The organism is Desulfoconvexum algidum (assembly GCF_055382125.1).
Genome location: NZ_AP042394.1, coordinates 6,847,423 through 6,860,555 on the forward strand (window position 1 = coordinate 6,847,423; position 13,133 = coordinate 6,860,555).

Annotated in this window: 14 protein-coding genes; 4 read left to right on the forward strand and 10 right to left on the reverse strand. The window is 45.0% G+C overall.

What is annotated here, in order from left to right; all coding sequences use genetic code 11:
• Nucleotides 1-85: 85 nt before the first annotated feature.
• The 6 genes from ACZ45G_RS30840 to ACZ45G_RS30865 all read right to left on the reverse strand — a co-directional run bounded on the left by ACZ45G_RS30840 (nucleotide 86) and on the right by ACZ45G_RS30865 (nucleotide 6,834).
• Complete coding sequence (locus tag ACZ45G_RS30840; protein ID WP_464174477.1) at nucleotides 86-1,723, reverse strand: ABC transporter substrate-binding protein; 1,638 nt, start codon at nucleotides 1,721-1,723, stop codon at nucleotides 86-88.
• A gap of 148 nt (nucleotides 1,724-1,871) precedes the next feature.
• Complete coding sequence (locus tag ACZ45G_RS30845) at nucleotides 1,872-2,453, reverse strand: hypothetical protein (RefSeq protein WP_464174479.1); 582 nt, start codon at nucleotides 2,451-2,453, stop codon at nucleotides 1,872-1,874.
• A 94-nt stretch (nucleotides 2,454-2,547) separates the two neighbouring features.
• A complete protein-coding gene (locus ACZ45G_RS30850; protein WP_464174480.1) occupies nucleotides 2,548-4,137 on the reverse strand; it encodes a multiheme c-type cytochrome in 1,590 nt (529 codons plus the stop codon).
• A 152-nt stretch (nucleotides 4,138-4,289) separates the two neighbouring features.
• Nucleotides 4,290-5,501, reverse strand: coding sequence for an NrfD/PsrC family molybdoenzyme membrane anchor subunit (gene nrfD, locus ACZ45G_RS30855; RefSeq protein ID WP_464174481.1), 1,212 nt, complete (start codon nucleotides 5,499-5,501; stop codon nucleotides 4,290-4,292).
• The gene (locus tag ACZ45G_RS30860) at nucleotides 5,501-6,301 is read right to left on the reverse strand and encodes a 4Fe-4S dicluster domain-containing protein (protein ID WP_464174482.1); all 801 of its coding nucleotides are present in this window, start codon (nucleotides 6,299-6,301) and stop codon (nucleotides 5,501-5,503) included. Before ACZ45G_RS30860 ends, nrfD begins: the two co-directional genes overlap by 1 nt.
• Nucleotides 6,301-6,834: a hypothetical protein gene (locus ACZ45G_RS30865; RefSeq protein ID WP_464174483.1), complete on the reverse strand. Its 534-nt coding sequence runs from the start codon at nucleotides 6,832-6,834 to the stop codon at nucleotides 6,301-6,303. The genes ACZ45G_RS30860 and ACZ45G_RS30865 overlap by 1 nt, the downstream gene beginning before the upstream one ends.
• 284 nt (nucleotides 6,835-7,118) lie before the next feature.
• Between ACZ45G_RS30865 and ACZ45G_RS30870 the strand changes: the two genes are divergently transcribed.
• Nucleotides 7,119-7,937, forward strand: coding sequence for a methylenetetrahydrofolate reductase (locus ACZ45G_RS30870; protein WP_464174484.1), 819 nt, complete (start codon nucleotides 7,119-7,121; stop codon nucleotides 7,935-7,937).
• Here the strand turns inward: ACZ45G_RS30870 and ACZ45G_RS30875 are convergent.
• The gene (locus tag ACZ45G_RS30875; protein WP_464174485.1) at nucleotides 7,920-8,477 is read right to left on the reverse strand and encodes an NUDIX hydrolase; all 558 of its coding nucleotides are present in this window, start codon (nucleotides 8,475-8,477) and stop codon (nucleotides 7,920-7,922) included. The genes ACZ45G_RS30870 and ACZ45G_RS30875 overlap by 18 nt on opposite strands.
• Nucleotides 8,478-8,950: 473 nt before the next feature.
• Between ACZ45G_RS30875 and ACZ45G_RS30880 the strand changes: the two genes are divergently transcribed.
• Complete coding sequence (locus tag ACZ45G_RS30880) at nucleotides 8,951-9,637, forward strand: class I SAM-dependent methyltransferase (protein WP_464180059.1); 687 nt, start codon at nucleotides 8,951-8,953, stop codon at nucleotides 9,635-9,637.
• Here ACZ45G_RS30880 and ACZ45G_RS30885 read toward each other — a convergent pair.
• Together ACZ45G_RS30885 and ACZ45G_RS30890 are read right to left on the reverse strand one after the other, a co-directional pair.
• Complete coding sequence (locus ACZ45G_RS30885) at nucleotides 9,605-9,862, reverse strand: hypothetical protein (RefSeq protein WP_464174486.1); 258 nt, start codon at nucleotides 9,860-9,862, stop codon at nucleotides 9,605-9,607. The two genes, ACZ45G_RS30880 and ACZ45G_RS30885, sit on opposite strands and share 33 nt — an antisense overlap.
• Nucleotides 9,863-9,969: 107 nt before the next feature.
• Entirely contained in the window at nucleotides 9,970-10,125 is a 156-nt protein-coding gene (locus ACZ45G_RS30890; RefSeq protein WP_464174487.1) for a hypothetical protein, read from the reverse strand.
• Nucleotides 10,126-10,353: 228 nt separating this feature from the next.
• On the opposite strand from ACZ45G_RS30890, the gene ACZ45G_RS30895 reads away from it, so the two are divergent.
• Nucleotides 10,354-11,832 (forward strand): ATP-binding protein, encoded by a 1,479-nt coding sequence (locus tag ACZ45G_RS30895; protein ID WP_464174488.1) that lies wholly within the window; start codon nucleotides 10,354-10,356, stop codon nucleotides 11,830-11,832.
• A 14-nt stretch (nucleotides 11,833-11,846) separates the two neighbouring features.
• Complete coding sequence (locus ACZ45G_RS30900; RefSeq protein WP_464174490.1) at nucleotides 11,847-12,533, forward strand: response regulator; 687 nt, start codon at nucleotides 11,847-11,849, stop codon at nucleotides 12,531-12,533.
• A 68-nt stretch (nucleotides 12,534-12,601) separates the two neighbouring features.
• Here ACZ45G_RS30900 and ACZ45G_RS30905 read toward each other — a convergent pair whose 3' ends face one another.
• Nucleotides 12,602-13,096 (reverse strand): EF-hand domain-containing protein, encoded by a 495-nt coding sequence (locus ACZ45G_RS30905; protein WP_464174491.1) that lies wholly within the window; start codon nucleotides 13,094-13,096, stop codon nucleotides 12,602-12,604.
• Nucleotides 13,097-13,133: the final 37 nt, after the last annotated feature.

Below are 13,133 nucleotides of genomic sequence, written 5' to 3' on the forward strand. Positions count from 1 at the left end.
TTATCCCGGCCCGGCTCTGTCAGTAAAATGCTGGTGCAGGAGGGGAAATGATCCAGAACAATTTTAATCATGGCTAATCCTATCCTTAATCTTTAATCCGGGTGTTTTCATTAAACAGGGGGTAACCTGCCAGGGTTGAAATCAGAGGATGTCCGTAATCAACCGTGTCTCTTCGAACTGTGCACTGGTTTATATTGAACAGGGGATAGACCATGACGTCATGGAGGATTCTGATCTGGGCCTGCTCCCAGAGGTTGATCTGCGTTTTGGGGCTAATGGCCTTGAGGGCATCGTCAAGGAGCTTATCAATTTTGGTGTAATGGGAAAAATTGGTATGGGGTTTTATCCCGGTTTTAACAATGGAATCAGAGTGAAAAAATCCCCTCAGATAAGCGTCTGCATTGGGGCGGAATGTAAAATAAAGCACAATGGCGTTCAGATTCTGGCGGATCTGCTGGTGCATTTGGGAATGGGCCATTACCTGGAGGTTGACCGTGATACCGATTTTTTCAAGCTGCCGTTGTAAAATTTCGTAACTCTTACGGTAAAGTCGTTTTTCCGATGTCACAAGATCCATGGAAAAACCCTGGGCATATCCGGCCTGGGCCAGCAATTTTTTTGCTTTTTCAAGATTCGTACCGGTTACCAGCCCCAGGTGGACTATCTTTTCATTGGCAAGGCCACCGGGCAAAAACTCAGAGGACATGGGTGCATAGACCTTTTTGACCAGCTGTTTACTGCTGGCTGCCAGAAATAGCTCCCTGTTCAGGGCAAGGCAAATTGCCTGCCTGACCCGGATATCATCCATGGGCTTTATGGACGTATTAAAATGAAACAATCCTGTAACCCCAGGGCCAAACACATCCACAATCGTATCCGGCCAGGTTTTCATTTTTGTAATCCATCCTGGATCCCCCACCCCGTATATCACATCCACCAGCCCATTTTTGTAGGCGGCTTCCCGACGTTTATTGTCCGGGATAAAATAAATTTCAACTCCCTGAAGCTGTGGTTTCCCGCGAAAATAATTTTTATTGGCGGTTAGGACCAGTTTGTCTCCAGCAGTGTAACGGCTGAACATAAAAGGGCCGGTTCCCACAGGATGTTGTTTGAAATTATCATACCCTCCTTTTTCAATGGCCTGTTTGCTGACAATAAAGCCCCCCTCCCGGTTGGCAATGAGGGGGAAAAAAAAGAGGGGTGACATGGGTTTTTCCAATATGATTTCAAGGGTATGGGGTCCCAGAATCTCAAATTTCATGCCTGTATATCCGCCAAAATTTGGATTGCGTAAAGGATTCGCTGCTTTTTCAAGGGAATAGACCACATCTTCAGCTGTCAATTCATAGGGGGGGCTATAGGGTCCCCCATGGAAAAAAATGCCCCGGCGCAGTTGGATGGTCCAGATCTGTTTATTGTTTTGGATTTCAAATTCCGGCATTTTTATGGCAATATCCGGCTCCAGCTGGGAGGAACTCCCGGGAACATATCGGAGAAGACTATTATAGACCATGTCTGCAAAGGTATAATCTTCTGATCCTCTCGCATAAGCCGGATCAAAACTTCCAATTTTGGAAGTATGGATACCAAACCGCAACACACCTGTGTTTAAAGGAGTGTCAGTGGTGATTTTCGACGACTCAGCCGGGAGGGGATCTTGTGCCGATGCAGGGGAAACCATGAAGGTCAAAATCATACCCAGGACCAGAAATAATCGTGACAAAAAACATGTCATCCCGCCACCCTCTCTTTTTAGGAAATAAAACCTATTCATAGGCAATAAAACGAGAGAACTCAACCAAAATTTTATAAAATATCGGTTTCTTTTGTCTGCATTTTCGGGGGGAATGACCCGGGGTCGCCACTGGAAATCAGCTATCATGGAAAAACTTGAGCAGGGGATCTGAACTAATAATATAATAGACATCACCAATGGCCTGGGTTTCATTTTTATCCATGATCTTAATTTCGGAATTGAATTTCACCGTGGCAATAATGGCCAGCGGTTTCTTTTTTTCCCTGGCCATGTCAAACTGGGCAGCAGTAAATTTTTCCTTTTTGCCCCAGGCCCAGTAGACCACCTTGTCATGGGCGGATATTGTTGGGTCTTCATAGGCCATGAACAATTCTCCGACCTTGCCCTGAACCTGATGTTGGGATAAGCGTTCAAACTGCTCAAACATGACAAGCACTCGAAGCGTTTCCTTGTCTGCCACAATGTTCAGGTTTTTATCCCTGAATTTAAACACCTTTTTGGAAACCGCCTCCAAAGGATTTTTGGCCGCTATCGCCTGCTGATCCTCTGTCAATTGGCCCCCTAGCACATATCCCTGCCGTTGGATCTTCAATTTTTCAACCTGGTTGAAAAGTTGATCCTGCTCCTGTGCACTTGAAACACCTGCCATGAAAAACAGGGCTGAACATACAGCGATTATACCCGATATTTTACCCATAATATCCTTTGCTTAAATGAGCCAGGCAGGAAGACCCGTAACAATCTTCCTGCCTGGGATACGTGTTGTTTCTTTTGCAAAATAATCTATTGGCTTATTGATTATACCGCAGCTTATTTTCTTCTTCAATGAGCTTCATGGTCTCGGCAGATCCTCCGGTTTTTATCCATAGATGCTCGGGTTTTGCCAGGAGGGCGGCAATGTGTGTTTTATATTTTTCGCCCATACCGGCATGGTCTGCCATTTCCTGGACCTCGGGTAAGAACTCCTGGTAAAAATTTCGGGAGACCTCATACAACCCGTGCCAATGGGTATAATCCGGTGCAAACATGGCCGCTGCCATCCGGGTTCGTCTGCCCTCGTGGTGCCAGATCTCAAACCAGGTATAACCGATTTTGTGCTGAAATCCGCTGTTTTTCCAGATACCGTCTTTTTTCAGCATTTTGACAATTTCAAGGCCTGGTTTCCCAAATTTATCATTGTAGAGATTTACCAGGTCATCGAACTGGGAATAAAAATCTTTGACATGGTTGATGCCGTGGCAGGATTTACAGACTTCCTGCATGGATTCCCGTCTTTGTTTCCAGGAAACAACACTTGCAATTGTTTTTTCTTCAACCTGCTTTTTGAGCCTGTCTCCTTTACGGACATAGGATTTTTTCATTGCCGTCTGACCTGGGCGGGGCGGTATGTCACCGGTGACATCGGTCACCGACCCATCGGTAAAAGTGACCCGGTTTAATTTGGAAGAAACCGGGGCTCTCAGGTTCCAGGAAAGTCTGTCCCCCACGTTATGGCTGTTTTTAGCCACAGCGCCGTTGAGCTTGACAAAAGCGCCCATGTGGCAGGTGGAACAGGTGGGGGCGGTATGGTAGTCATCCCCTAAAACCCAGGAACCGTCCTTGTAGATATTCATGCCGTTGGGGGTGTTGCCTTTTTCTGCGGTGTAGTATGCAATGCCGTGTTTGGATTCTTCATAGATTTCTTTCTGGGGATGGTCCGGACCCAGATGACATTTACCGCAATTTTCCGGTTGTCTTGCACGGGATGCACTAAAATCATGCCTGGAATGGCAGGCATTACAAACCCCTTTGCTGCCGTCGGGGTTGATACGGCCAATCCCGGAATTGGGCCAGGTATTGTAATCCATTTGGGGGGCATCTGTTTTGGACCGCAGGGGTTTGCCCTCCTTGTCCCGCTTCAGGGAAACCACTGTCCCGTGGCACTGCCAGCAGCCGCTGGCCATATTCCCCTTGTTGTTGGGCATGCCGCCCACCACTTCGGCCAGCATATTGTCCAGGGATGCCATGATTTCGCCGGCGGTTGCATGGTGGGAAATGGCCATCTCCTTTGCCTCAGGTTCATGGCATTTGGCGCAGTCATTGGGAGAAAGAATGGCCTTGATAAAGGCACCTTCGTGCTGGTACCCCATTTCATCACCCTCGTTGGCCGCATGGCAATTGTAACACCCCACCTGGCCTTCCTTGGCAGCTGCATGGGCAGAGTTCTCCCATTGCATGACGATGGATTTGTTTTCCTTTAAATGACAGGTGATGCATTTTTTGTTCATTTCCTGAACTTTTGGATTTTTAACGTCAAAGGACTCTTCGGTCAATGCCAGTGCCGTCCCTGCCGTAAAAATGCACAAAATTGTAAACACCAAGAATGACCTTAAAAAAGTCATGATCACATTCCTCCAAAAATATTAGGTGTATGTCGCAGCCCCACGGCCCTCACCGCTCTTCTGCAACGCCTCTGAAATAACGCCCCAAATCACCTCCCTTCCCGGTCTTTTTGCCTTTTTTTTGGTCTGTGGTTACCCCTTATATTTTAAACTTACCCCTCCTTGTCGTCTGCCCAAAAGGGAAATATTTTCCCGAGGACAAAGAGGATGGCAAAGGGAACGGCCATGACAACGATCACGGCAATGATTCCCTCCTTATCAAACCACAGGGGATGGAATTCGGTATATCCCCTTGCACTCTTGCTCATGAGCTGACCGCCGATGACCACATTCCAGCGCATGATCAGCACCTGGACCAGCAATATGGCCGAGACCCCTGCAGCCAGAAAATTGTAAACATAGGATCTCATTTTAAAGATTCCCATAACACCCAGGACCAAGAGGGGAAGAACCGACCCGATTTTGACCTGCCAGAACCAGAAAGAATTTGCCAGGACCCCGTTTAAAAGGCCCTCCACCATGTGATGGTAGCCTGATTTTAAGTAAGAATGGGAAAAGACCTCCAGCATTTCAAAGGAGAATGCCAGAATAAAAAAACCGGTGAGGGTTTTGATCATGGTGATGATGCACCCATTATCAATGGAAAGGGATTTAAATTTGCGAATGATAATATAGGCAAGGATGATGGCGGATATCCCTGAGACACAGGCTGAAAAAAGAAAAATTACCGGCATAAGAGGGGTGGACCAGGTGGGAACGGCCTTGACCCCGCCGAAGATAAAGCCCACATATCCGTGGAGAATAGCGGCAATGGGAATACCTATCGCCACTAGAAACCGGATTATCTTGGCATCTAATTTTAAGGCATCATCGGACAGATCAATGCTGTCAAAGGTGATGGCCCGGTACAGCATCTGGAGCCAGCCCTTGGAGGTAGACCGAAGTTCCACCAGCACTGGACGATAAACAAAGAGAATTATAAAGACCAGAACCCCCATGGACACGGCATAAATATAACCAAATCCTGCCATGGCCGAACTGGGGTTTGGGGTCAGCAGCATGTTCAGATTTCGCTCGGGATGTCCCAGATGGAGGAGCAACGGAAGGGTGGCAATGGCAAGGAATGCCAGGGCAAACAAGAGAGAAAACCTTGCCACGGGACGCAGGCTTTTTACATCAAAAAGATAATACAGGGCGGCTATGATAAAGGCACCGTCCACAAGCCCTGTGATGTAGGGGTACAAAACAATCATCATGCTCCAGTGGACATGGAAGTCATTGGGGAATACAAAATTGGACAGCAGCATGTTTGCCGGACCCATTGAATCGGAAACCATTCCGGTGGATGCAAGCAAGGTATTCATCAGACCACCTCCATTCTGGCACCCTTGTAGTACAATGCGGGCCAGGTGCCCATCTCTTTTCTCAGAACGGTCAGAACGCCCGGTCCTTTGAGAATTTTATAAACCTCTGAGGTTTCATCCTTAAGGCTGCCGAATTTGCGGGCACCGGTGGGGCACACCTCAACGCAGGCTGGCAGCAGTCCCTTTCTGACCCGATGATAGCACCAGGTACATTTCTCCACCACCCGGGTAACAGGATTTATAAACCGGACGGAATAGGGACAGGCCTGGATACAATAGGCACATCCCACACATCGTTTTTCATCCACCAGAACAAACCCGTCCGGGGTGATAAAGGTGGCGCCGACAGGACACACCTGCACACAGGGGGCGTCCTTGCACATATTGCACAGCTTGGGCACAAAAAAGGTGTCCCGAATCTCTTCCTTGATATCAGACCTAGGTGTCTGGTAACCGTCCAGCCCCCCGTTGGGGCAGTCCACATAAATCTGATCAGAAAAGCCCTTGACATACCGTTCCACCCAGGTGCGATAGTTGCCGTCGGGCACATTGTATTCGCGTTTGTCTGCCACACAGCAGGACCCGCATCCGATACACTGGGTAATGTCGACGATAAAGGTAAACTCCTGGGCGTGAATATCATAGGCCCCGTCCCCTATACCCGGAATCTGTTCCAGTGTCTCAAGACTGCCGGCTCCCATGGGATAGACCAGGTAGAGGGAACCGGCAATGGTGCCGTTGAGTACATTTTTCAAAAAGGATCTTTTTTTCATGTCCGGGGAGGGATCATTTATCTTCATTATCCTTTCTCCATAAGCCCTGTGATCTGTTTCGCCCGGTTGATATACTTGAGCGGCGCATGAACATGGTGGCATTGATTGCAAGTGTGGGTGAGTTTAACCTGCTGGTCCCTGAGATGATCCGGCATGGCAACGGTCTTGATGACCGCTTCCGACCTTGCCTTGATTTCAGTGTTGTGGCACCGCAGACAAAGGGTGGTGATCTGGTCTCCGGTTTTTACCGGCAGGGTGCCTGTTTTTTTATCCCCTTCCACATGATCTGCATAGGTCCCGTGGCAAAATTCACAGGAAATGGTCTTGTGAAGGCCGGCTTTGTGAATTTTGGCTTCAAAGGGATGACATTTAAAACAAGAATCATTGGTACCGTGACGAATGGGCACCTCAAGTGCTTCATTAATGGCGTCTGCCCGATAAGGACCGTAAACACCAAAAGAATCAGGGCGCAATAAACGTTTGAATAAAAATCCTAGTCCGACCATCACAAAAATGCTGATGCAAACGATAACAAGACGCATCCGATAGCTTAAGCCCAAAATTACCCCCTGTAAGCTAGATACTATTGTCTGATAGAGATGGTTCAACCCTAACCTTAGTAACCGTTGAAAAATCCCATTATTTTGTATTCGAAATCGTTGTTTTATATCAAGAAAGGTTTATCTAATAATTAAACCAATATCATTAGACAAATTTTATCACAAGAATAAAATAATTAAAAAAACAATGGCAATCTCCCTCTTTTGCTTCGAATACTATTTGACCCGAAAACAAATTTTGGGCATACTAAATATATCCTAATTAAATTTAAGAAAGGAAAATTATGTCATTTTTAATTTCCAGCAAAAATAAGTTTAAAATCACATTGGAAGTGGTCCCGCCGGCCGGAGCGGATGGTCAGGCACTTCTGGACAAGCTGGATGCGCTTACCCGACTTGCCTTTGACGGATTCAGCGTGGCGTCAAACCCGGTTGCAAACCCGAGGATGTCTGCCATGGTTTTTTCCCATTTGCTCCAGGAAAAAACCGGAAAACCTGCCATTCTCCATTTCACGGTCCGCGATCATAACCGATTGGGACTTCAGGCAGAACTGTGGGGTGCCAAGGCTTTGGAGCTTGATACCATTATTGCTGTCACCGGAGACCCTTCTGCCCGGAACAAAGAAAACAAAACTACCACCATCAATGATTTGAATGTCTTTGAGCTTATCCAGATGGCATCACAGGCAGATCTTTGTACAGGTGCTGTACTGGATTTTCGGCCGGAGGTGGACGGGCTTGAAAATGAAATCCATCGAATTGAAAGGAAAGCTGCTGCCGGGGCAAGGTTTATCGTCACCCAGCCGGTATACGACAGGGAAACCGCCCAGCGACTTAAGGAGGGTCTAAACCATATCAATATCCCCATCATCATGGGAATTTTACCCCTGCTTTCCCATAGGCATGCCAGCTTTCTCCACAACAAGGTGGCAGGCATTGCCGTGCCCGCTGCCCTTCAAAGGGAAATGGCAGCCGCCAACGACCCGGTTGCCACCGGCATCCAACAGTCCCGGCAAATGCTATCACTTGCGAAAGAACTGTTTTCCGGGGCCTGTATTATGCCCCCCTTTGACCGGTTTGATATATTACCTGAGATCTTGTAAGCGGCTTGGTTTCAGATCTTTGATTTTGAATGGATAGGCCCCTTGTTTTCGGTCCTGGAAAAAATCAACCAGGGTCTGTCGGATAACCTCAAAGGCTATTTCATCCCAGGGGATATCGGCTTCCTTGAACAATTTCACCTCTGTACTTTCGCTGGTGGGGCCAAAGAGGTCATCTTCCATCTGGGCCCGGAATATCAGATAGATCTGATCCACAAATACGATATTAAATAATCGATAGGTGTCAATGATCTTGACATGGGCCCTTGTCTCCTCCAGGGTTTCCCGAAGAGCTCCGTCCTGGACAGATTCCTTGTTTTCAAGGTACCCGGCCGGCAGGGTCCACTTTCCCTTTCGGGGTTCAATATTTCGCTTGCACATCAATACTTGGTCTTTAAAAATAGGAAGACACCCCACCACCATTTTGGGGTTTTCATAGTGTACATGGCTACATTGGGTGCAGACATACCTCGGATGGTCATCATCAGGGGGGATTTTTTTTTCCATGGGTGCACCGCAACAGCTGCAAAAATTTATCTTCATTTTATTATCCTTACCATCTGGAACGGATATATTCATGGGATTCGCTCAGGCTCAAGGGAACAGAAGCTGCACCTGCCAATTATATCCCAATGTTGTTCAAATCTAAGCCATATTCATATGTGAATTTGACTGGGAAGTCAAGCTGCCAAGCCGATCAGCAGCAATTCTTGGACACCTGTTATTATAGGCCAGAATTATTTAGAAATGATGGGACAAAGATTGCCAGGACCTATAATTTTTTTTAGCATGTTTTCCCAGTTTTTAAAAACCATGAATCGAAAGGTACATCGGATTTGATTCTTTTCAAATTTATCCTTTCTCCTGAGGATGAATACTGGGTATTATCTATTATGGTTGGCGGTTTTGAAAAAAAACTTTGATGCAATTAATTTGCATTTACTCGTTTTTTTTTATACGCTTATTGTTCAATAAATAACCTGGAATAGTCCATATTCTGAATTAATATCACCGGCATTTTTTTAAGGGATGAAATGAAAGATAATAGTGGCAAAATCATTGCAGATAAAATTTTACAGTTCACCTGTCTTAGCAATAAAATTGTACTTGAAGTTGGATGTGGAAACGGTCGCATAACCTCTTTTTTAGCTAACAAACCCAAAAAATTAATAGCTGTAGAACCTGATTTTAAAAAAATCAGAGAAGCTAAAGATAATATACCGGGAGTGACATTCCAAATAGCTTCTGGTGAAAACCTCTCTTTCTCAGACGCTTCTTTTGATCTTGTTATCTTTACGCTATCCCTTCATCATCAAAAAAGTGAACCTGCTATTGCTGAAGCGATCAGAATACTGAAAGCAGAAGGTGAAATAATAATTATTGAACCGACGATCAAAGGAGAAATCCAACGAGCATTTTCATTGGTTAGCAGCGAGAATCAGGCGTTAATAAATGCGCAGAAAACGATCAAAGATAGTGGTTTAATAATTCATGATTTCGAAATCTTCAATGCTACTTGGTCCTTTGAAAACAAAGAGGACTTATGTCAATCAATTTTTAATTTTTATAAGGTTCCTTTCAATAATCAAATAGCCTCTGAAATAATCCGCCTAATCGGTGCTAAAGCTGAGGATGAACCCATAGAACTATTGGATGAATTAGTGTACTATTCACTGAAAGGGCAGCCATACCGATGCCGGTAGCTTAGATAAAACTTCCGACGCCGTTATCTCCTTTTTTTTCGCTTCTTCCAAAAGGCTGTCAACATATTTTTTTAAAGTAGTTTCGCTAATTCTCTTGATAACGCATTGTGGTTCATTTTTGTGTCCATTTGCACCTCCCCGTCTTTCCGGTGAATACGCCGTATAACTAAATCGGCGTCTTTCGAATCCAGTCCACATTTCATCTGTTTTTTTCATTTTTTTCATTTTCCTTTCCTGGTGCCTCGGGGAAGTTCTCCCTGGAAATCTGTCCGTCATTGTCTGTGTCCAATTGCTGAAAAAACTGTTCTGATGTCCCTGCTCTCGTGGGTACTTCAAAAGAGAAGATACATTCCAATTGCATTCATCAAGGAAGAGGTAATGACCATGGCCAAAACCAGCAGAATCATCAAAATTGCCGTCAATAGGATAAATCCTTTTATTTCTTGCATCATTGGGCCGAGCTTTTTTATATCCTGAATCATATACATGTTACGGTTCCTCTTTAGGTTGTTCCTAATTTAGAGATATAGTACCCTCTGATTATGTGAACCAGAAGATCAAAATATGTGGAAAAATAGAGGAATGCACGGGAAAGCTTGAACCTGTTTTGTTTTTGTTTAATAATATAGAGGTAAGTGAGGATACGGTCCTATAAAATGATGTTGATTATTCATTGAATAACGCCAATTATGAATGCCAGGGGAAAAAATTAATAGATGAAACTCAAGTATAAATTTTTTATCGCATTTATCATTACTTCTTTTTTAATTTTGTTTCTGGTTGTCGGTGTTGCCAAAATTAACATCCGGAATAATTTTATGAATTTTGTGAACAATACAGAGTTTGATAAACTGACAAAAATAGTGGGGTCGCTAAAACAAAATTATCAGCAAAATAATGGGTGGGATGATTTTCGTCACAACAACACTGCCTGGAGAGATCTTTTATTTCAGTTACGCCCCAGCCACATGGGGCCGGATCTTAATCACCCCCCTATGTTTGATCATCCGCTAAGAAAAAATGAACCGCCCCCTTTGAATCGATTGCCCGGTCCCTCATTTTCGAACGGTCCCAAACCCATGAATCCTGATACGCTTAACAGCCGCCTGTGCCTCTTTGACGCAGACAAGCAATATGTGGCAGGCGATGATTATAAGTCCCATGATAAATTTACCTACCAGCCCATTGTTCTTTCCACCCAGACCACACATCAGACCATTGGGTGGCTGGGATTGAAAAACCGGTCTGAAATGAATAAGCCCCTTGAGCTTGAGTTTCTTGAAAGGCAAACCAATTCCTTTTATACCATAGGCGCGGGCATCTTTATCCTGGCCATTTTTCTTTCCTATATCATGTCAAGGCATCTTTTGGCGCCTATCCGGGACCTTGTCGAGGGCACAAAAGCCATGCGAAATTTTGATTTTAATACAAAGATAATGGTTCGTTCAACCGATGAACTTGGAGGGCTCGCCAATGATTTTAATCTCATGGCACAAACGCTTAAGCAGTATGAGACGTTGAGAAAAAATTGGATTTCAGATATCTCCCATGAATTACGGACGCCGGTTGCAGTCATCAGAAGCAAGGTAGAAGCGCTCCAGGATGGGATTCGTGTGATGACACCGGCCCTTTTGGATTCTTTACATGGGGATATTTTGGGATTGGGAAACCTGGTTAATGATTTGCACCTGATTTCATTGGCCGATTCAAAAAATCTGTCTGTTAACCTGAAACCTGTCAACATTTTTGAACTCATCACCCGATGTCTTGATAACTTTCTTATCCGTCTTGAGCAGCAGCAGTTAAAGATTCAAACAGACTGGGAAAAAGAAAACCGGCTGGACATTAAAGGGGATACGAGGCTTTTAAGCCGTGTCTTCAGCAATCTGATTGAAAATTCACTTCGATATACGGATTCGCCGGGCACATTAAAAATTAGCCATACCATAAAAGGAAACCGGCTGACACTTTATGTTGAAGATTCAACACCTGGGGTACCGGACAATTCCTTGCAATATATTTTTGATCGTCTTTACCGGGTGGAGCAGTCCAGAAACCGGGCCACGGGAGGAAGCGGCCTTGGATTAAGCATTGCCAAACAGATCATCATCCATCATAGGGGAACCATTGAGGCATTTCCCTCCCCTTTAGGCGGCTTAAAGATAAAAATTGAACTCCCTTTACATGAAAATTAATTTAAGGATGAATTATGTCCAATGAACATTTGCTGATTGTCGAAGATGAACCGGAGATTGCCCAGATCCTGAGAGATTATCTTATCCGGGAGGGGTATCAGGTCTCTTTGCTGGATCGTGGTGATAAAGTGGTTGATTTTGTCAAAAAAGAAACCCCTTCCATGATCCTTCTGGATATCATGATTCCTTATGTGGACGGGAAAACAATCTGCAGGGAAGTCAGGAAATTTTCAGAGGTTCCCATTATAATGATAACGGCAAGGGTGGAGGAAGTTGACCGGATTATAGGATTTGAACTGGGTGCCGATGATTATATATGTAAACCCTTCAGCCCCAGGGAAGTGGTTGTCAGGGTAAATGCCGTGCTTCGCAGAACCCTCCATAACACTTCAAATGATGAGGTGTTATCCGCCGGTCCCATCCAATTAAACAAAACATCCCACATCGCAGTGGTGAAGGGAAATGAGTTGAACCTGACACCCAGTGAATTTGAGATACTTTCTCTTCTAATAGGGAGCCCCAACCGGGTTTTTTCCAGGGCGCAATTGATTGAAAATGTCCAGGGATACAATTTTGATGGGTATGAACGTACCATAGATTTTCACATCAAAAATTTAAGGAAAAAAATCGCTGTTCATCTTCCAGGGAAGAAGGTTATACAATCTGCCTATGGGTTCGGGTACAAGATGGTTTTATCCTAGGAATTGTCCCTGCTCTTGTCTAACCGGATCCTTGTTACAAGTGATCCGGTTAGAGTTATGCTGATTTTTTAAGCGGTTATATCAAAATCGCTTGACCGCGTTTCCAGGTATTCTAAAAGTTGTGCCATCATATCTTCACCTTCAACCTGGTAGGTGGAATCTCCTCCACTCTGTGCTTCATAGGCGTCCACTACCTGCTGGGGAGGTGGGGGAGGGGCAAATCCGGCTTCATCAAGAACAGATTTCAGCTCAGAACCGTTCAACTGACCATCTCCATCTGTATCAAAGTCAACAAAACTGCTGGTTAATTGGCTGCCGGTCACTTCCAGTATACCTTCTGTTAAGGTATTGTATTCATCTTCGGATATGGAACTGTCTGAATCTGAATCCACCGTGGAAAAAACGCCAAGGGGATCCACTGACTGATCGTCTGAATTTTCCGGCGGTGGAGGCGGTGGCGGGGCGCCAACTCCTTGTGACGCGGTTGAACCTGCCTGGCTCTGCTGGTAATTTGTCGAAATCATACTGATAAGATTGTTTGTACTTCCAATGCTTCCAACCATGACCTGCCTCCTTTATATTTTTTTAATTTGAAAATAG